The sequence below is a fragment of the Streptosporangium fragile genome, assembly GCF_039534445.1.
Classification (GTDB): domain Bacteria; phylum Actinomycetota; class Actinomycetes; order Streptosporangiales; family Streptosporangiaceae; genus Streptosporangium; species Streptosporangium fragile.
Genome location: NZ_BAAAVI010000001.1, coordinates 289646 through 309069, shown reverse-complemented (window position 1 = coordinate 309069; position 19424 = coordinate 289646). Strand labels below are relative to the sequence as shown.

Below are 19424 nucleotides of genomic sequence, written 5' to 3'. Positions count from 1 at the left end.
GGCATTCCTCCTCAGACAGTCACAGAGAACAGCGCGACGCTGCCACGGGTGTGTAGCGTGACATTGGTGAATCGCTTCGCCAGCACGTTTTCGAGATCCTCCAGGGAGTCCTGCTCGTTGGCGAAGACTCCCATTTTGTTCATGTAGCCGAGCTGCGAACGCGACAGCCTGGTCTGGGGCACCCCGAGGCTGAGAATGGTCGAGCCGAACAGCCTGCCGCCCGGCCTGAGCAGCGGCGCGAGCTGGTCGAAGACCTGCGCCTTGTCCTGGATGTTGCCCGGCAGGCAGTGCAGGACATGGACGAGGGCGACCGAGTCGAACTGCCCTTTCCGCAGCAGGACGGGTTTCAGCAGATCGGCCCGGATGCATTGCGGCCGGTGCCGGGCGATTCGCTCGGCGGCGCGGCGGAGAACGTCGGGGTTGACGTCCATCAGAGCGATTCTCGGCTCCGCGGTCGGAAACCTGCACCTGTTGAGATACCACCCCGTCCCGGGGCCGACGTCGAGATGGTCGCTCGACACGTTCGCGCGATAAAGCGCGAGCAGGGCCTTGCTGGGGCAGCGCCAGGTGAACCTGTTCTGGAAACGGACGACCAGGGGGTCGTAGACGTATTTCAGAAAGAACGGCGTGTAGGCGGCCTGGCCCGCGTATGCCGGGTCGTCCGGCTCCAGGCGCCGCTCGGGCTCATAACCATTGTTACTGACGCTCGGCGTGTAAGGCATACCCTACAGACGGCGCCGCACGGCCGTAGATACCGAATACTTCTCATGTATCAGGTTCCGGCCGCCTGCGTCTGACTGGCATACGCGTTCTCCACTAGCCGGCACACGCGTTCTCCGCTAACCCCTCCGTCCCAGGGAGAATCATGCCTTCTGACGAGTCGCCCCTCGAACATCGCATTCAGGGCAGTGTGGTCAGACCCGGTGATCTGCATTATGACGAATACCGCAAGGTGTTCAACGGCATGATCGACCACCGGCCCCGTCTCATCATCCGCTGCGCTTCACCGTCCGACGTGGTCGAGGGAATCGCCCACGCCAGGAGGCAGGGCCTGCCGCTGTCGGTGCGGGCCGGCGGCCATGGCGTGACGGGCGACGCCGTCCTCGACGACTCGGTCTGCCTCGACCTGCGGCCGATGAACTCCATCACGATCGATCCCGACAGCCGACGCGCCCGGGTCGGGGGTGGCGCCAACTGGGGTGAATTCGACGCCGCCGCCCAGAAGTACGGGCTGGCCGTCACCGGCGGCCGGATACGCGGCACGGGCGTGGCCGGGCTGACCCTCGGCAGCGGGAGCGGCTGGCTGGAACGCAAGCTCGGCCTCACCTGCGACTCCCTCGCCTCCGTGGAGATCGTCACCGCCGACGGCAAGGTGCTCAGAGCCTCGGAGACGGAGAACCAGGAGCTGTTCTGGGGCGTGCGCGGCGGCGGCGGCAACTTCGGCGTGGTCACCGAGTTCGAGTTCCGGCTCCACCCGGTCGGGCCGCAGGTCCTCGGTGGGCTCGTCATGTACCCGCCATTCCAGGTCGCCGAGCTCATCCGGCACTTCCGCGACTTCATGGCGACGGCGCCGGACGAGGTCGGCGCCGGGCTCGCCTTCATCTCCGCGCCGGACGAGCCGTTCGTCCCCGAGTTCGCGCGCGGCAAGCCCGTCGTGGGCGCGGTCCTGTCCTACTTCGGCCCCGTCGCGGAGGGCGAGGAGGTGCTCAGGCCGCTGCGCGAGTTCGGCCCGCCCGTGCGTGACATGGTCGCGCCCATCTCCTACACGGACCTGCAGGGCCTGCTGGAACCCGGCACCCACGAGGGCATGCAGAACTACTGGAAGGCCGAGTTCCTCGCCGGACTGCCCGACGAGGCGATCGACCACATCGTGCGCTTCACCCAGAGCGTGCCCTCCCGCTTCACGCAGACGCTCCTCATGCCGCTGGGCGGCGCGCTGGCCCGCGTCGACAACGACGCCATGGCCTTCGGCCAGCGCGAGGCGCCCTTCAACCTCCACATCCTGTCCATGTGGGAGGACCCGGCCGACTCCGAGCGGCAGATCTCCTGGACCCGCGAGTTCCACCGCGCGATCCAGCCGTACAGCACCGGCGGCGCCTACCTCAACTTCATCGGCAAGGAGGGCGGGGACCGGATCAAGGCCGCCTTCGGACCGGAGAAGTACGAGCGGCTGGTCGAGCTCAAGCGGCGCTACGACCCGGCCAACGTCTTCGCTGGCAACCAGAACATCCCGCCGCAGGCCGAGACCGAGCAGGAGCCCGAGGAGACCGGGGAGCAGGGGCATTTCGCTCCGCTCGCCGTACTCGAGCTCCTGAACGGGATGTGGATCGCCCGCGCCCTGCAGGTCGCGGCGCAGCTGCGGATCGCCGAGCAGCTCGGTGACGGGCCGCGCACGCTCGCCGAGCTCGCCGCCGAGTGCGGCTGCGAGCCCGCGGCGCTGGGCCGGCTGATCTCCGCGCTCAGCACGGTCGGCTTCTTCGCCCGCACCGGCGAGGACAAGATCCAGCAGACGCCGCTGTCGGCCGTCCTGGCCGACGGCCACCCGCACTCCGTCGGAGCCGTCGCCCGCCTGTTCGGCTCGACCTGGCAGTGGCAGGCGTGGTCGCAGCTCGAATACTCGGTACGGCACGGCAAGCCGGCTCTCGACCAGGTAGTCGGCACGAGCCTGCCGGACTTCCTCGACACCATGTCGCCCGAGGACGGAGCCCTCTTCGACCAGGCGATGACCGGCCTGTCCCGCTTCCTCAACCGGACGATCCTGAACGCCTACGACTTCTCCGGCGCCGGCCGGATCGCCGACGTCAGCGGAGGCCACGGCACCCTGCTGATCGACATCCTCGCCGGCGACCCGTCGCTGACCGGGGTCCTGCTCGACCGGCCCGCGGTCACCGCCAAGGTCCGCGAGAAGACGCGGGAGGCCGGGCTCGGCGGCCGGCTGGACGTGGTGGACTGCGACTACCTCGAGTCGCTGCCCGAGCAAGCCGACACCATCGTGCTCAACCGGGTGCTGCACGACTGGGACGACGACTCGGCCGCCAGGATCCTCCGGGCCTGCCGCGCCGCCCTGCGCCCCGGGGGCCGGATCGTCGTGGTCGAGCAGCTCATGACGGGCGACAAGCGCGCGGCCTTCCTGGACCTGCAGATGCTGGTGCTGCGCGGCGGCCGCGAACGCACCAGGACGGAGATGGCCGAGCTTTTCGAGCGCTCCGGCCTCCGCCTGGCGGAGACGATCAACACCACCTCTCCCATGTGCCTGCTCATCGGCCACTCCCTCGACCACTGAACGGGGCCTGAGACATGACAACCACCACGAAGGTCGTCAACGCCGCCGACGTCACGCCCAACCGCCACCGCGGCGGCGAGATCCGGGTGACGCTGAGCCAGAAGACCTGCGGCGCCACGTCGGGCTTCGGCGGCTCCGTGCTGCTGCAGCCCGGAGAGTACGTGAGCGAGCACTATCACCCGTACTCGGAGGAGTTCATCCACGTCATCCGGGGCGAGCTCGAACTGAAGGTGGAGGGCGAGCCGATCGCCCTCGGCCCGGACGACTCGTTCCTGGTGCCCATCGGGCAACGCCACCGCCTGGCCAACGTGGGCGGCTCGACGGCGCACGTCGTGTTCCACCTCTCGCCGCTGGCGCCCCGGCCCGACCTCGGCCACGTCGACACAGAGCCCCTTCCGTCCGTGGGAGAGCCGTGATGGGACGTGCCGTCATCACCGGGATGGGGGTGCTCGCCCCCGGTGGCGTCGGGCGGGACGCGTTCTGGAAGCTCCTGGCCGGAGGCCAGAGCGCGACCCGCACCCTGACCATGTTCGACCCCGCTCCGTTCCGGTCGCAGCTCGCCGCCGAGGTCGACTTCGACCCGCGCGCGGCGGGCCTGACCGAGCGCGAGACGCGCCGTATGGACCGCGCCGCCCAGTTCGCCGTCGTGTGCACGCGGGAGGCGCTCACCGACAGCGGGCTGGACCTGTCCGGCGTGGACCCGGCCCGCGTCGGGGTCAGCCTCGGCAGCGCGGTCGGCTGCACGATCTCCCTGGAGGAGGAGTACCGGGTCCTGTCCGACGAGGGCCGCCAGTGGCTCGTCGACCACACCTACGGCGTCCCGCACCTGTACGGGTACATGGTGCCCAGCACGCTGGCCACCGAGGTGGCCTGGCAGGCGGGCGCCGAGGGACCGGTCCAGCTGGTCTCCACGGGCTGCACGTCCGGCCTGGACGCCGTCGGCATGGGCGCCCGGCTGATCGAGGAGGGCTCGGCCGACATCGTCATCGCCGGCGCGACCGACGCGCCCCTGTCACCCATCACCTACGCGTGCTTCGACGCGATCAAGGCGACCTCGGTCAACAACGACGACCCCGAGCACGCCTCGCGCCCCTTCGACGCCCGGCGGGACGGCATCGTCCTCGGCGAGGGCGCCGCGATCCTGGTGCTCGAAGAGGAGAGCGCGGCGCGGGCGCGCGGCGCCCGCATCCAGGCGGAGCTGGTCGGGTACGGCCAGCGCAACAACGCCTTCCACATGACCGGCCTGCGACCGGACGGCCGGGAGATGGCCGAGGCGATCCGCGTCGCCCTGCGCGAGGCCCGGCTCGACCCCACCGCCGTGGACTACATCAACGCCCACGGGTCGGGCACCAAGCAGAACGACCGGCACGAGACCGCGGCGTTCAAGGACAGCCTCGGCGACCACGCCCGCCGGGTGCCGATCAGCTCCATCAAGTCGATGGTCGGCCACTCCCTCGGGGCCATCGGCTCGATCGAGCTGGCGGCCTGCGTGCTGGCCCTGGAACACCAGGTGGTGCCGCCCACGGCCAACCTGCACGTGCCCGACCCGGAATGCGACCTGGACTACGTCCCGCTGGTCGCCCGCGATCACCGCATGAACGTGATCCTCAACGTGGGCAGCGGGTTTGGCGGATTCCAGACCGCCGTCCTGCTGGCGGCACCCGGAGCGGTCCGCCCATGAACGCGCCCGTGATCACCGGCATGGCCGTCGTCGCACCGACCGGCCAGAGCCTGGACCAGCACTGGTCGTCGGTCCTCGCGGGCCGCAGCGGGATCCGCCCCATCGACCGCTTCGATCCGGCCTCCTACCCGGTCCGCGTGGCCGGCCAGGTTGAGAACTACGTGGCGAGGGGAACCATGCCCTCCCGCTTCGTGAGAGAGACCGACCGCTTCACCCAGATGGGGCTGAGCGCGGCCCAGGCCGCGCTCCAGGACGCCGCGCTCGACCCGGCCGAACTCCCCGAGTACGCGGTGGCCGTGGTCACGGCGAGCTCGTCGGGCGGCACGGAGTTCGGCCAGAAGGAGATGGAGCGGCTCTACCAGCACGGCCCCTCGTGGGTCAGCCCCTACCAGTCCATCGCCTGGTTCTACGCGGCGACCTCCGGGCAGATCTCGATCCGCCACGGCACCAAGGGGCCGGCCGGGGTGCTCTGCGCCGAGCAGGCGGGCGGCCTGGACGCCGTCGCGCTCGCGCGGCGCCTGGTCAGGGACGAGGTGAAGGCCGCCATCGTCGGCGGCACCGACGCCTCCCTGTGCCCCTACGGACTGACGGCCCAGCTCACCTCGGGCCGCCTGTCCACTGTGAACGAACCGGAGCACGCCTACCGCCCGTTCGACGCCTCGGCGGCCGGCTACGTGCCCGGTGAGGGCGGTGCCATGCTGATCGTGGAACCGGCCGCCGAAGCCGAGCGGCGGGGGGCGCGGATCCACGGCACCGTGCTCGGCCACGCCGCGGGCTTCGACCCGGCCCCGTGGACCGGCCGCCCGTCGGCGCTCCGGCGGACCATGGAGCGGGCGCTCGACGACGCCGGAATCGGGCCGCGGGATGTGGACGTCGTGTTCGCGGACGGGATGGCCGTCCCCGCGGACGACGCCGACGAGGCCAGGGCCATCGGCGAGGTGTTCGGCGGCGGCGGCGTCCCGGTGACCGTGCCGAAGGCGCTCACCGGACGGCTTCACGCGGGGGGCGGCGGGCTCGACCTGGTCACGGCTCTGCTCGCCATACGCCACGGCTGCGTGCCCCACACCGCGGCGACCACCTCGGTTCCCGGCTCCTACGACCTCGACCTCGTGCTGGACGAGCCACGTCCGCACACGGTCCGGCACGCGATGGTCCTGGCCCGCGGGCACGGCGGCTTCGTCTCGGCCGTCGTGCTCGGCGCATGACCCTTCACCGATTCGACGAGGAGAGAGCGACATCATGTCAGAGCCCGCAACCGGCGCCTTCACCTTCGAGGACCTGCGGTCGATGCTGCGCGTCGACGACGCCGACGAACTGACCGAGAGCACCGCCGACGAGGAGTTCGAGCACCTCGGCTACGACTCACTCGCCAAGTACGAGCTGGTCTCCCAGCTGGTGCGCCGGCACGGCATCCAAGTCTCGGAGGAGACGATGGACCACCTGCGCACGCCGCGGCAGGCCATCGAGTACATCAACACCCTCCTGGCCGCCACCCCGGACAACGCAGTGAGGTCCTGAAATGTCAGCACACACCGACAATGCCATCACGATCGCCGCGCCCATGGACCTCGTGTGGGACATGACCAACGACATCGAGTCGTGGCCGAAGCTGTTCAGCGAGTACAGCGCGGCGGAGATCCTGCACCGGACCGACACCACCGTGCGGTTCCGGCTCTCCATGCACCCCGACGAGAACGGAGTCGTGTGGAGCTGGGTGTCGGACCGGACCGCCGACCCCGCCACCAGGACCGCGCGCTCCCAGCGGGTCGAGCTCGGGCCGTTCAAGTACATGTTCCTGTTCTGGGAGTACCTCCAGACCGACGAAGGAGTCCTGCTGCGCTGGGTGCAGGACTTCGAGCTGAAGCCGGAGATGCCGGTCGACGACGCGGGCATGGCCGACCGCATCAACGCCAACTCGGCCGTGCAGCTGAAGCTGATCAAGGAAGCCATCGAAGCGGCGGCGCGCGGTTGAGCGCGCCCCGACGCTCCTGACCGACCGAGGAGTCTTGCCCATGGCCATAGCGAAGAATGCCGGTGGCTGGGAGTTGTGCCGGGAATGCGCCATGCTCATCTACCGGCCGCGGCTGCTGCGATCGCACCGCGTCTGCCCCGAGTGCGGGCACCACCAGCGGCTCGCCGCCGGGGAACGGATCGACACCATCGCCGACCCCGGCTCCTTCACCCCCGCGCCACAGGTCAGCGGTGGCGACCCGCTGGGCTTCGCGGACTCGCGGCCCTACCCCGAGCGGCTCGCCGAGGCGCGCAGCCGTACCGGGCTGCAGGACGCCATCCTGTACGGCGGAGCCACCATCGGCGGCCGGCGGGTCGTGGTGGCGGCGATGGACTTCGCCTTCCTGGGCGGCAGCATGGGCTCGGCCGTCGGCGAGACGGTCACCCGCGCCTACGAGACGGCGCTGCGCGAGCGGGTCCCGCTGATCCTGGCCACCACCTCCGGCGGGGCCCGCATGCAGGAGGGCGCGGTCTCCCTCATGCAGATGGCCAAGACTGCCCAGGCCATGCGCGCGCTGCAGGAGGCCGGACTGCTCAGCGTCTGCGTGCTCACCGATCCCACCTACGGCGGGGTCACCGCCTCCTTCGCGACGCTGGGCGACGTGCTGGTGGCCGAACGCGGGGCGCGCATCGGCTTCGCCGGACCCCGGGTGATCGCGGCCGCCACCCGGGAGGAACTGCCGCCGGGCTTCCAGACGGCCGAGTACCTCAAGAGCCGCGGCCTGCTCGACCGGGTCGAGACCAGGGACGGCCTGCGACCGCTGCTGGCCAGGCTGCTGGCGGTGACCTCGGCCGTGGAGGCGGCCGAGGTCACCGCGGGAGAGCGGTCACCGGAAGAACCGCAGGAGGCGCCGGCGGAATCACCGGGGAAACCGGCGCCGTACGAGACGCTGCGCCTGGCCCGCGACACCCGCCGCCCCACCGCGTTGGACTACATCTGGCAGATCTGCACGGACTTCGTCGAACTCCACGGCGACCGGCTGGAGGGCGACGACCCCGCCGTCGTCGGCGGCCCGGCGCTCCTCGACGGCCGCCCCATCATGGTCATCGCGCACCAGAAGGGGCACAACACCGACGAGCTGGTCGTCAGGAACTTCGGGCTGGCCCACCCGGAGGGCTACCGCAAGGCGCTGCGGCTGATGCGGCTGGCGGGCAGGCTCGGCCTGCCGGTGGTCACGCTCGTGGACACGCAGGGCGCGGCTCCGGGGATCCGCGCCGAGGACCGCGGGCAGTCCTGGGCGATCGCGGAGTGCCTGGCCGGCATGTCGGAACTGCCGGTGCCGGTGGTCTCCGTCCTGATCGGCGAGGGCGGCAGTGGAGGAGCACTGGCGCTGGCCGTGGCCAACCAGGTGCTCATGCTCCAGCACGCGGTCTACTCCGTGATCAGCCCGGAGAGCTGCTCCACCATCCTGTTCGGCGAACCGTCGCACGGCCCGCACATGGCCGAGGCGCTCCGGATCACCGCGCCGGAACTGCTCCGCCTGGGCATCGTCGACGGCATCGTGCCCGAGCCGCCCGGCGGCGCCCAGGCCGCCCCCGCCGCCGCGGCCGGGCACCTCAAGGCCGCGGTACGGCAGGCCCTGCGCGAACTCGCCGGGCTGAGCGGCGACGAGCTGCGCAAACATCGCTACGAACGCTTCCGGGTGCTGGGGATGATCGCCGATGACTGAGCACACCGACGAACGGCACGCGGCCCTCCGCCTGCTGCGCGAAGAGGCCGGCAACATCGTCAAGACCGTACCGGGTCCGCTGGCGAGCCTCTCGCTGCGGGTGGGCGAGTGGGCGCTGGACATCTCGTGGGCGCACGGGAACACATCCGCTGCCCCGCCGCCGCCGGTGACGGCGACGGAGGAGGAACCGGAAGCGGACGACGCCGGTCTGCGCGAGATCACCGCCCCGCTGGTCGGCACCTTCTACGTGGCGCCGGAGCCGGGCGCCCCGCCGTACGTCCAGGTCGGGGAGCACGTGCGGGCGGGACAGACCGTCGGCATCGTCGAGGCGATGAAGCTGATGAACCCGGTCAAGAGCGACCTGGCGGGTGAGGTGGTCGAGGTCGTGACCGGCGACGGGACGCCCGTGGAGTACGGCCAGGCGCTGGTGCGGATCAGGGCGGAGGAGCCGTGAGCTTCGGCAAGATCCTCATCGCCAACCGGGGTGAGATCGCCCTCCGCATCGCACGGACCTGCCGCGAGCTGGGCATCGCGACGGTCGCCGTCTATTCGACGGCCGACCGCGACGCCCGCTTCGTGGCCTACGCCGACGAGGCGGTGCACATCGGGCCCGCCCCCGCCAAGCGCAGCTACCGCTACCCGCCCGCGATCATCGAGGCCGCCCTGCGCACCGGCGCCGAAGCCGTCCACCCGGGCTACGGGTTCCTCTCCGAGGACGCGGACTTCGCGCGGATCTGCGCCGACCACGGGCTGGTCTTCATCGGGCCCGGCCCGGAGGTGATGGAGTGCGTGGGCGACAAGGCACGGGTCCGCGCCCTGCTCGCCGCGGCCGGGCTGCCGATCCTGCCGGGCAGCGACGGCCCCGTGGCGACGCAGGCCGAGGCCGAGGAGGTGGCCGAACGGATCGGCTACCCCGTCATCGTCAAGGCCGCCGCCGGTGGTGGCGGCCGTGGCATCGAGTCGGCGGGCGACCGCGCCGAGCTGCGCGAGGTCTACCGGCGCACGACCGCGCTGGCGCGCCAGCTGTTCGGCAACGGCGAGGTCTACCTGGAACGCCTGGTCCACGCCCCGCGTCACGTCGAGGTCCAGTTCCTGGCCGACACGCACGGCAACGTCCTGCACCTGGGCGACCGCGACTGCTCGCTGCAGCGCCGTAACCAGAAGCTGGTGGAGGAGGCGCCCTCACCGCTGCTGCCGGAGCGGGTGCGCGAGCGGCTCGGCGAGTACGCCGTGGCCGGTGCGCGCCACGTCGGCTACACCGGGGCGGGGACCATGGAGTTCCTGCTCGACGCCGCGGGCGGGATCACCTTCATGGAGATCAACGCACGCATCCAGGTGGAGCATCCGGTCACCGAGCTGCTGACCGGCGTCGACCTGGTGCGAGAGCAGATCCGCGTCGCGGCCGGCGAACCCCTGGGCATCACCCAGGATCAGGTCGCGCTGACCGGCGCCGCCATCGAGTGCCGGGTCAACGCCGAGGACCCGTCGGCGGGCTTCCGCCCCACGCCCGGCCGCCTGACCTCCTACCATCCGCCGGGCGGTCCCGGGGTGCGGGTCGACTCCGGGTTCAGCCAGGGCGACGTGATCCCACCGGACTACGACTCGCTGCTGGCCAAGGTGATCGTGTGGGCGCCGACACGCGAGCAGGCGATCGTCCGCGCCGACCGGGCGCTGGCCGAGTTCGCCGTCGAGGGGCCCGGGGTGGCCACGACGATCCCGCTGCTGCGGCGGCTGCTGGCCCAGCCGGATTTCGTGGCCGCCAGGCATTCCACTGCTTTCGTCGACTTGTTGACAAATGAATCCAGCCCTATTGGAGAAAACCAGTGAACGTCCTGCAGACCATCAAGGGAATTCTCATCTCCGACCTTCTCGTCGACATCCCGGCGGAGCGGATGGAGCTCGATGACAGCCTGCGCGACACCTACGGCCTCGACTCGCTCGGCTACGTCGAGCTGCGGGTCTGCATCGAGCAGGCTTTCGGGACCACCATCGACGACGACGATTTCTCACCCGAGCACTTCACCACGCTCGGCGGGGTCAAGGCGCTGGTGGAGCGTCTCCTCAAGGACCGGGAAATGGTCGGCTGACTTTCCATGGAGCAAGAAGGGATCGCCCCCATGCAACTCCGGACGGCGTCACCGCAGGCGGATCAGTCCTCGGCCGACCGCGCGCTCGGCTTCACCGAGATCAAGAAGTGGCTGCGCCACCGCCACCCGATGATCTACATCGACCGGGTCACCGACCACGAGCCCGGAGTGTTCCTCAAGAGCCTGCTGTCGGTCTCCGGCAACCTCGACGCGATCGCGGGACACTTCCCCGAACGTGCGATCTACCCCGGCAGCCATCTCATGCAGGCTTTCGCCCAGTCGGGCATCATCCTCTACCTGCTGAGCACCGGGCCGCTGGCCGAGGACGAGATGACCCTCATCGGCTCCGTCACCGCCCGCTTCACCAAGCCGGTCGTCCCGGGCGACCAGGTCGTCTTCGATGTCCGGGCTGACCGGTTGCGCGGCGAGGCGTTCTTCTTCTCGTGCCGCGCGTTCGTCGGCGGCGCGACGGTCGCCGCCTTCAAGGGGACGCTCACCCGGACGAAGGTCGCCGCGATGGGCCGGCAGTTGTGGTGAATGCGCCCGTGGTCGTCGTCACCGGGATGGCCTGGACCACGCCGCTCGGGGACGGGCTCGACGAGGTGTGGCGCCTGCTGTGCGCGGGCGCCACCGGCGTCGTCCCGGTCGGCTCGCCGCACCGGCTCCGCACGCTGCTCGCCGGGGAGGTGCCGTTCCCGCCGTACGCGTCCCTGGCTCCGGAGGAACGGCAGATCGCCCTCGCCGTCCGCACGCTGGCCCGGGCCTTCGCCGAGGCGGGGGTCGCGGCGGACGACCCCTCGGTGACGCTTGTACTCGGCACCAGCTTCGGAGGGCAGCTCGACACGGAAGACGAGCCCGAACGGCACTGGACCCGGGAGGTCGCGCACCGGCTCGGGCATCCGGGTGCCCCGCTGTGCGTGACGACCGCCTGTTCCGCGGGAGCCGACAGCCTGCTCGTCGCGGAGGCGCTGCTGCGGAGTGGCCGGGCCCGGATCTGCGTGGCGGGCGGAGCCGACGTGCTGAGCGAGGTCAAGCGCCTGGGGCATTCGGCGCTCGGCACGATGAGCCGGACCGGGCTGCGTGCCTTCGACGCCGGTCATGACGGGATGGTGCTCGGTGAAGGCGCGGGATTCCTCGTCCTGGAGCTGGAGGGACCGGCTCGAGCGCGGGGCGCTCGCATCCTGGCCCGCCTGGACGGCGTGGGCTCCGCCAACGACGCCACCAGCCTGACCGCCCCCGATCCCACGGGTGACAGCGTGGTCGCCGCGGTGCGCAGATGCCCGGGCGGCACCGCGGACGTCGCCGTGGTGTGCGCCCACGGGACGGGCACCCCCGTCAGCGACGAGGTGGAGGCGACCAGCCTGCACGAACTCTTCGCCGCATCCGAGAGCGACCCGGTCGTCTTCGCCACGAAGGGCGCCCTGGGCCACAGCCTGGGCGCCACCGGCGCGATCGAGGCGATCGCCACCGTCCTGGCGCTGCGGCACCGGGCGACACCGCCGCTCGCGGGGCTGGACTCGCCAATGCCCGGCTTCACGCTGCGGCTGGCGGACGGCACGGCGCAGGAGTTGCACGGCGGGGCCGGGCTCAGCCTGACGCTGGGGTTCGGCGGGTTCAACACCTGCGTGCGGTTCTCGTGCGGGCAGAGCGGACCGGAGGAGCCGAGGGCGGGAACAGGGATCGCCCGGCCTGCTCGGCCGGCCGTCGCCGGCCATGGCGCGATCACGGTCGAGGATCCCACCGCCCGCTCCGTCAACCGCCCCGCCTTCTACGCCGACCCGGTGGCCTGGCTGGTCGCCGCGGCGGTCGAGGCCGCCCTGGACGGGAGCGGCTGCGAGCGGGACGTGCTCGCCGCCCGGAACGACGTGGCGGTGATCGTGCTCACCGGCACCCACCTGATGCCGACCAACGGGGCGCTCGCAGCCCAGGCGGCCACCCACGGCCGGGTCTCGCCACTCCGCTTCGCCGGTGCCAACCCGGGCATCCTGGCCGGGCTCACCTGCATCCGATGGGGCCTGCGCGGACCGTCGCTGGTCCTCGCGGCGGCCGACGACAGCACCGTCGACACCGCTCTGACGGTCGCGGAGTCGTGGCTCGGCTCCGGCCGGGCCCGCTACGTGATCGCGGTGCGGCATCAGGCGCACCCCGGGGGACACACCGCCCGGTGCGCCGTGCTGCAGGCCGCCGCGGAGCCGGGCACCGATCCCCGCGCCCTCCTGACCGCCCCGATCGCCGCTCCGGCCACGACGGCATGAAGAAGGGAACGCTCCCGATGTCCGCCACAGACCACGGACCCCCGCTGGGCACGAGGCCGGTCGCCGACTTCCTGGCCAGGTCGGCCGACCTGGACGGCCCGGCATCCCGGGAAGGGATCGACGGCACCCTGGACGACCTGGCGAAGCTCGGCCTCGACCCCGGCGACGCGGTCATCGTCGCGCTGTCCAACTCCATGCGCACGGTTCGCACGTATCTGGCCGCCCTGCTGCTCGGCCTCGTCCCGATCGCCATCCCCCCCAGGACTCCGCCCACCCGGATCAGGCGGCTCGCGGACACGCTGGGAGCGCGCGCCCTGCTGGCCGCCAGACCGGACCCGGACAGGTACGGCGCAGCCACCAGCCAGGCCATGGGCGGGGTCGAGGCGGTGCTGCTCGGCGGCGACACGCCGGCGGGCCGGGGCGGGCGGGCGCGAGCCGAGGCCGGCACCGCCCCGCCGTACCGGGCCGGACAGGTGCTCATGTCGACCTCCGGCACCTCCGGAGCCTTCAGCGCCTGCCTGCACCGCGTCGACGCGCTGCTGCGCAACGCCCGCCGCCACGCCGCGGCGGTCGGCATGACGGCCGGCGACACCGTGCTGGTCAACCTGCCGCTGTACTACTCGTACGCGATGGTCGCCCAGGTGCTGGCCGCCTACGTCACGGGCGCCCGGATCATCGTCACCGGCCCGCCCTTCACCCCGGCCGGTTACGCGTCGGCCATCGCGGCCCACGGCGTCACCCACTCCTCCATCACCCCGGAGCTGGCCCGCAGACTCCTGGCCCACGGCACCCCGCCGTCGCCGGGTCCCCGGGTCATGACCATCGGCGGGGACCAGCTCCACCCGGCTCAGGTCGCCCGGCTGCTGTCGGCCAGGCCGGACGGCGAGCTGTACCTCACCTACGGCCTCACCGAGGCGGGCCCGCGTGTCCTGACCCTCGCCGCGCACGCCGAACCGGCCCACCGGCACGCCTCCGTCGGCCTGCCCCTGCCGGGGGTACGGACGTCCCTGCGACCGGAGACCGGTGAGCTTCTGGTGGAGTCCGACACCGTGCTGGAAAGGAAGATCGGCGGCTCGGCGGCCGGGCGCACCCTGATCGCCCCGAACCGGATCGCCACCGGCGACGTCTTCGCCATCGACGAGGACGGCTACCACTACTTCCGCGGCCGGATGTCGGACTTCGCGATCATCCGCGGCGAGAAGGTCTCGCTCAGCGGCCTGCGGCAGACGGTCAACGCCGTCGCCGGAGTCGTGCGCTGCGTACCGCGGCTGGCCGAGGACGCGGCCGGCGAGAACTCCCTCGACCTGGAGATCACGGTCACCGACCCGCGGCCGGACACCGAGGCGAGGCTCCGGTCGGAACTCAACTCCCTGCTCCTGCCCGCCGAACGCCCCCGAGCCATCCGGATCGTCGCCGCCGACTCTGAGGACTTCCACAAATGACACTGCTCTTCTGCGTGCCCTACGCCGGCAGCTCAGCCCGGGTCTACCGTGGCTGGCAGAAGTGGTTCGCCGACGACGCCGAGGTCGTCCCGCTGGAGCTCACGGGCCGCGGCACCCGCTCCGCCGAACCGGTCGCGCCCTCGGTGCGTGCGGCCGCCATGGATCTCGCCCGTAGCGTGCGGGAGAGAGCGGCGGGCCGGCCGTACATCCTGTTCGGGCACAGCATGGGCAGCCTCATCGCCTACGAGATGGCCGCGATCATCGAGGATTCGGCGGGCGACGGACCACGCCTGGTGGTCGTCTCCGGCCGCAACCCGCCGCAGACGAGGGCGAACTGGGGGGATGACGCCCTGGAGCTGACCGACCTGGAGCTGTTCGAGACGCTCCGGACCGTGGGTGGCGTGCCGGCCGGGCTCAGCCCGTCGATCGCCGCCACGCTCTTCATGCCGCTGATCCGTGCCGACCTGCGCAACACCGTCTCCTACGACCCCGGCTCGCCACCGCGCCGGATCTCCGCTCCGTTGCTGGTGGTCCAGGGACGGGAGGACCCGCTCGTAGCCCCGGACGCGGGTGCGGGCTGGGCGCACTGCACGCAGCGGGAGTGCACGGTCGTGCGCCACGACGGGCATCACTTCTCGATCTTCGAACGCGTCGGTGAGCTCGCCGAGACGCTGAGACCGTTCCTGGCACGCGAGCGGGAGTACTCCGGCGGGTGGGGTTCACCGCCGGACCGCACCGTGTGATCGGAACACCGGCCGAAGAGTCGACCGCGGATCACCTGTACCGCGTCAAAATCCAGCGCATGGATTTTGATCCCGGTCCTCCTTCTCCCACGCCCGGTGGGCGTCCGCACCGGACGTGTCCCGGCGGAGGAACAGATCCAGGCCCCGGCCCGCCCACAGCTCCTCGTCCAGGTGGTGGTCTCGCCATTCCTCCGGCGGGTCGGCCAGCCAGTCATGGCCGAAGATCGCGTGCGGATGCTCCGCCTGCCCGTACTCCAGCTCGTAGTGGCCCAGATACTCCATCAACGGCCGCCACAACTGCCCGTTCGCGACGACCAGGTACGAGGCCGCCAAGCTCGGTTCGTGCAACCAGCCGCGCATCATCCGCGCCTGGAACACGTCCATGACGGGAGAGGGCCCGGCCTCGAAGGCCGGGCAGATCAGATGTCGCGCGACCGCGACGTGCGCCCCGGGAGGCATCGCCATGCGCCGGCTCACGTCGTACCAGACGTCCCCCACGACAGGGTCGGCCTCCAGTTCCTCCCGATCCGGCGTCCGCAGGGTCAGCCAGCTCATGAAGGCCCGCAGGCGGTTGCTCCTGCGGCACCGGAGCAGGGAGAACGCTCGTGGCTGACGGTCCAGCCAGAATCGGACGGACGCGGCCGTGAACTCGCCGTGGATCTCGCGGGCCATGGTGACGAGCTCGTCGTGGTCGGCGGGAGTCGCCCCGACCGACCGCACATCCTCCTCGCCCGCCGACGAGATGTACCGGACCCCGGACAGTGCCGTGCCCGTCCAGAGGCCGAGCGCCTGTTCCAGAAGCTTTACGGCCGCTGGGAGGTCGCCGTTCACGCGCTCCTGCCGGGCGGTTTCGAGCAGATCGGCGAACTCGGTGGCATCCAGCGCGAACAGCGACGGGTCGAGCATGTAACCCCCGGACTGGGAGCTGATCGCCGAGTCCAGTCCGTGCGCGGCCAGCAGCCGCCGGATCCGGGAGACATAGGTCCGGATGACGGCTTCGCCAGTGGCCGGCGCCTGCTCGCCCCACAGGCCGTCGACCAGCTCGCCGATCGATGTCACGGGCTGCTCTGTTGTGCGAGGCCTCCGCAGGTGAAGCCGGCCTCGCGCTCGGGGCCGAGCTCGATCTGGCCGAGGTTGGTGGTCTCCATGGGCCTGCGGAAGGTCTCCATCTTGTCGCAGTCGTACAGGACGTATGTGCCGTCGCTCTCGCCCAGCAGCATCATCCAGCGGCCGTCGTAAAGCGGTTTGTCGTCCTCGGCGCTCTTGAGCACCGCCCACTGGTCCTGGAAACCGACGGCGTTCAACAGCTCGTTGGCCTGGCCGCTCTCCTGGACCTCGACCGCGCCTTCGACGAGTCCCAGGATGAGCAGGAAGCCCAGGCCGATCCCGGTCATGCCGCCGACGATCACTTTCGCGCCGGCGCGTCCGACCGGTTTACGGCGCAGCAGCCGGAACGGAACCAGGAAGGCCAGCACACTCAGCCCCACCGCCACGACGACCATGACGAACAGCTCCAGCTCACCGAAGAGGAGAAGAGTGCCCCAGTACGTCGCCCCGCACCACAGTGCCGCCAGTGCCGCGGCGATCCAGGGCCGCGCCCTGATCCTCCGCACGAACCTGTGGGCCGCACCCCGAGTGATCTTGTCGACCAGCCAGCCGAGGCCGACGACGACGCCGAGCGTCGGGGCCGCGATCAGCAGGAGAAGGACCAGGGTGCTCATCATGCGGCCGAGCAGAACCGCCTGGTCGACGCCCACCTGCTGCGGGTTGACGCCGAAGACGGCGTACATCTGCTCGATGCCGATGTAGAGGACCGCGTAGAGCGCCACCGCGATCGGCACCACGACGGATCCGATGCGTTCGAGCAGTTCCAGGACACCGCCTTCGTCCTCCTGCGGCACGGGGGAGTGGTCATCCGGAAGTGGCGGTGTCTGCGGTGGTTCGGGGGATATCGGGTTACTCGACATGGCGCACGACCATAGGCACCGCCTGCGTATACAACGTTGACAACGCGTATGCGCCGGAGGGCGTGGTGAGCCGGCCTACGGAACGCCGACGCCCCGCAGCAGTGTGTCGACGACCACGTCGGCGGCCTGTGCGGCGCTCAGCGCGGACAGTTCCTCGGCGGCGTACAGCATCAGTGACGGCAGTAGTTTGGCCACCCAGCCGGGTGGCAGGTCGGACCGCAGCAGGCCCTCGTCGGTGGCGCGCCGCAGGAAGAGGTCGACCTCGTCGATCAAACGTCGGCGGCGCTCGCGGATCGTCTCCTCGGTGAGCATGCGGCTCGTTTCCACCGGCCATCTGCGGTTGACCGCGATGATCCCCTCGACGTAGAGGTGCAACGCGACCGCGACCGGGGCCTCGCGCAGTCTGGCGGCTTCGATGGCCTTCTCGACCGCGTCATACCGTGCTTGGTACACGGCGGCCAGCAGTTCTTCGCGGGAGGCGAAGCGCCGGTAGACCGTGCGGCGGTCCACTCCCGCCGCAGCGGCGATGGCGGCGATGCTCACCGAGGGATCGTCGGCGAGCAGGCGAGCGCCCGTGCTCAAGACACGTTCGAGGTTGCGTGTCGCGTCTGCTCTCACCTCTCCAAGATACTCGGCAATGTGTCATATAGAGATAATCATGACACTTCACAAGGAAGTATGCAGAGCTAAGTGTCACATGCGTGACGCATATCGCGAGGACGCATCGCCACCTGCCGCGACGGTGCCGAACAGCGGAAAGGCCCGTGGCGAGACGGCCCGCGTTCGCCGCGAACCGGCCGGTTCCACGGACCTGAGCGCCCGATCCGGGTTTTCCAGACCCCGCCTGCCACATGGTTCTTCGGAGAGCGGTGAATACCGGGCCCCCGTCCCCCGATCGACCACGTGACCGGTGCCGCGGCTGGAACCGACCGGTGCCGCGGCGGGCGCTCGCCGCGCCTCACCGTCAAGTGACCGACGTGCCCCGATCCTCTCGCGGACGGCCATGGACGCTCTTCGCACCGCCGTACGCGACCTGAGGTGCCATCGAGGCCATCACCTGTCCAACATGCCCACCCCTATGCCACACAGAGTGACTAGTGACACATATATGTGAATCAAGACGATACAAATGCTACTGTAATGAGACATTTAGAAGGTGAACCTGACCGCCCGGCGTAGCGACGGAGACGCTCCCGCCGACGGTGAGAACATCAGACGGAGGAACAACCGATGACCAGGACATGGTTGATCACAGGGGCGTCGCGCGGCTTCGGGCGCCATCTCACCGAGGCCGTTCTGGAGACGGGCGACCAGGTCGTCGCCACCGCACGCCGTCCGGAGCACTTGGCCGACCTGGTCGCCCGCCACGGCAAGCAGGTTCTGGCTGTCGCGCTGGACGTCGCCGACGCCGCCGCGGCCTCCCGCGCGGTGCAGGCGGCCACCGACGCCTTCGGCGGGCTCGACGTGGTCGTCAACAACGCCGGCTACGCCAACAGCGCGCCGATCGAGGAGATGGCGGACGACGACTTCCGCGCCCAGATCGAGACCAATTTCTTCGGCGTCGTGAACGTCACCCGCGCCGCGCTGCCCGTCCTGCGCGCCCGGCGGTCGGGAGTCTTCGTGCAGTTCTCCTCCATCGGCGGACGCGTCGGCGGCACACCCGGGATGGGCGCCTACCAGAGCGCGAAGTTCGCCGTCGAAGGCTTCTCCGAGGTGCTCGCCAACGAGGTCGCACCGTTCGGCGTGAAGGTCGTCATCGTCGAGCCGGGCGCGTTCCGCACCGACTGGCAGGGCTCCTCGATGGAGATCCACCCCGTCGGCCCCGACTACGAGGAGACGGTGGGCGCCATCAACCGCTACCGGCGAGAGACCGACGGCACCCAGCCCGGCGATCCGGCCCGCGCCGCCAAGATCATCATCGACGTGGTCGGCACCGACGACCCGCCCCGACGGCTCCTCCTCGGCAGCGACGCCGTCACCCTCGCCCGGAAAGCCGCCGACGTCCGCGCCGCCGAGACCGACAAGTGGGCCGACGTGAGCCGCTCGGCCGACTACCCCGCCGACGAAGCCCGGCACGTGCCCGACAGGGCGGAGAACGAAGGGGAGGACCCCGAGTTCCGGGGAACGCGATCAGCACTGTGATCTGCGTCCTCGCACGCCACGCACGGTTGGCGCGCGTCTTTGCAGGCTATGCGCACCAGGCATGGAACGATCACAATCACGTGGCGCCGACACTACAGCAAGGCCCGGGTCAGCCTCCGGCCTTCCAGCATGGCTGGTCTCCAA

At 70.8% G+C, this 19424-nt stretch carries 19 protein-coding genes; 15 read left to right on the top strand and 4 right to left on the bottom strand.

What is annotated here, in order from left to right; genetic code table 11:
• Positions 1 to 11: 11 nt before the first annotated feature.
• Positions 12 to 722 carry a class I SAM-dependent methyltransferase gene (locus ABD841_RS01460; protein WP_344966930.1) on the bottom strand — a complete coding sequence of 237 codons (711 nt, stop codon included), beginning with the start codon at positions 720 to 722 and terminating at the stop codon, positions 12 to 14.
• A gap of 143 nt (positions 723 to 865) precedes the next feature.
• On the opposite strand from ABD841_RS01460, the gene ABD841_RS01455 reads away from it, so the two are divergent.
• Genes ABD841_RS01455 through ABD841_RS01390 form a run of 14 tightly spaced genes read left to right on the top strand, consistent with a single transcriptional unit; the run spans position 866 to position 15171 of the window.
• Positions 866 to 3283: a methyltransferase gene (locus ABD841_RS01455; protein ID WP_344966928.1), complete on the top strand. Its 2418-nt coding sequence runs from the start codon at positions 866 to 868 to the stop codon at positions 3281 to 3283.
• Between the two features lie 14 nt (positions 3284 to 3297).
• Positions 3298 to 3699, top strand: coding sequence for a cupin domain-containing protein (locus ABD841_RS01450; protein ID WP_344966926.1), 402 nt, complete (start codon positions 3298 to 3300; stop codon positions 3697 to 3699).
• Positions 3699 to 4964, top strand: coding sequence for a beta-ketoacyl-[acyl-carrier-protein] synthase family protein (locus ABD841_RS01445; RefSeq protein WP_344966924.1), 1266 nt, complete (start codon positions 3699 to 3701; stop codon positions 4962 to 4964). Before ABD841_RS01450 ends, ABD841_RS01445 begins: the two co-directional genes overlap by 1 nt.
• Complete coding sequence (locus ABD841_RS01440; protein WP_344966922.1) at positions 4961 to 6169, top strand: ketosynthase chain-length factor; 1209 nt, start codon at positions 4961 to 4963, stop codon at positions 6167 to 6169. The genes ABD841_RS01445 and ABD841_RS01440 overlap by 4 nt, the downstream gene beginning before the upstream one ends.
• Before the next feature lie 34 nt (positions 6170 to 6203).
• Positions 6204 to 6482 carry a phosphopantetheine-binding protein gene (locus ABD841_RS01435; protein ID WP_344966920.1) on the top strand — a complete coding sequence of 93 codons (279 nt, stop codon included), beginning with the start codon at positions 6204 to 6206 and terminating at the stop codon, positions 6480 to 6482.
• 1 nt (position 6483) lies between these two features.
• Positions 6484 to 6936 carry an SRPBCC family protein gene (locus tag ABD841_RS01430; protein WP_344966918.1) on the top strand — a complete coding sequence of 151 codons (453 nt, stop codon included), beginning with the start codon at positions 6484 to 6486 and terminating at the stop codon, positions 6934 to 6936.
• A 40-nt stretch (positions 6937 to 6976) separates the two neighbouring features.
• Positions 6977 to 8644, top strand: a complete 1668-nt coding sequence (locus ABD841_RS01425) for an acetyl-CoA carboxylase carboxyltransferase subunit alpha (RefSeq protein WP_344966916.1) — start codon at positions 6977 to 6979, stop codon at positions 8642 to 8644.
• Positions 8637 to 9098, top strand: coding sequence for an acetyl-CoA carboxylase biotin carboxyl carrier protein (locus tag ABD841_RS01420; protein ID WP_344966914.1), 462 nt, complete (start codon positions 8637 to 8639; stop codon positions 9096 to 9098). The genes ABD841_RS01425 and ABD841_RS01420 overlap by 8 nt, the downstream gene beginning before the upstream one ends.
• Positions 9095 to 10471 carry an acetyl-CoA carboxylase biotin carboxylase subunit gene (locus ABD841_RS01415; protein ID WP_344966912.1) on the top strand — a complete coding sequence of 459 codons (1377 nt, stop codon included), beginning with the start codon at positions 9095 to 9097 and terminating at the stop codon, positions 10469 to 10471. Before ABD841_RS01420 ends, ABD841_RS01415 begins: the two co-directional genes overlap by 4 nt.
• Positions 10468 to 10731, top strand: a complete 264-nt coding sequence (locus tag ABD841_RS01410; protein WP_344966910.1) for an acyl carrier protein — start codon at positions 10468 to 10470, stop codon at positions 10729 to 10731. Before ABD841_RS01415 ends, ABD841_RS01410 begins: the two co-directional genes overlap by 4 nt.
• Positions 10732 to 10761: 30 nt before the next feature.
• On the top strand, positions 10762 to 11268 hold the full coding sequence (locus ABD841_RS01405; RefSeq protein WP_344966908.1) for a 3-hydroxyacyl-ACP dehydratase FabZ family protein: 507 nt from the start codon (positions 10762 to 10764) through the stop codon (positions 11266 to 11268).
• On the top strand, positions 11265 to 12986 hold the full coding sequence (locus ABD841_RS01400; RefSeq protein WP_344966906.1) for a beta-ketoacyl-[acyl-carrier-protein] synthase family protein: 1722 nt from the start codon (positions 11265 to 11267) through the stop codon (positions 12984 to 12986). The genes ABD841_RS01405 and ABD841_RS01400 overlap by 4 nt, the downstream gene beginning before the upstream one ends.
• Positions 12987 to 13003: 17 nt before the next feature.
• Positions 13004 to 14428, top strand: coding sequence for a class I adenylate-forming enzyme family protein (locus ABD841_RS01395; protein ID WP_344966904.1), 1425 nt, complete (start codon positions 13004 to 13006; stop codon positions 14426 to 14428).
• Complete coding sequence (locus ABD841_RS01390; protein ID WP_344966902.1) at positions 14425 to 15171, top strand: thioesterase II family protein; 747 nt, start codon at positions 14425 to 14427, stop codon at positions 15169 to 15171. Before ABD841_RS01395 ends, ABD841_RS01390 begins: the two co-directional genes overlap by 4 nt.
• A 45-nt stretch (positions 15172 to 15216) precedes the next feature.
• On the opposite strand, the gene ABD841_RS01385 is transcribed toward ABD841_RS01390, so the two are convergent.
• From ABD841_RS01385 to ABD841_RS01375, 3 genes are all read right to left on the bottom strand, one after another.
• Entirely contained in the window at positions 15217 to 16230 is a 1014-nt protein-coding gene (locus ABD841_RS01385) for an AfsR/SARP family transcriptional regulator (protein WP_344966900.1), read from the bottom strand.
• Positions 16227 to 17072 carry a hypothetical protein gene (locus ABD841_RS01380; RefSeq protein ID WP_344966898.1) on the bottom strand — a complete coding sequence of 282 codons (846 nt, stop codon included), beginning with the start codon at positions 17070 to 17072 and terminating at the stop codon, positions 16227 to 16229. The genes ABD841_RS01385 and ABD841_RS01380 overlap by 4 nt, the downstream gene beginning before the upstream one ends.
• Before the next feature lie 141 nt (positions 17073 to 17213).
• Positions 17214 to 17756 (bottom strand): TetR/AcrR family transcriptional regulator, encoded by a 543-nt coding sequence (locus tag ABD841_RS01375; RefSeq protein WP_344966896.1) that lies wholly within the window; start codon positions 17754 to 17756, stop codon positions 17214 to 17216.
• A 612-nt stretch (positions 17757 to 18368) separates the two neighbouring features.
• Here ABD841_RS01375 and ABD841_RS01370 point away from each other — a divergent pair.
• The gene (locus ABD841_RS01370) at positions 18369 to 19280 is read left to right on the top strand and encodes an oxidoreductase (protein WP_344966894.1); all 912 of its coding nucleotides are present in this window, start codon (positions 18369 to 18371) and stop codon (positions 19278 to 19280) included.
• The last annotated feature ends 144 nt before the right edge of the window (positions 19281 to 19424 follow it).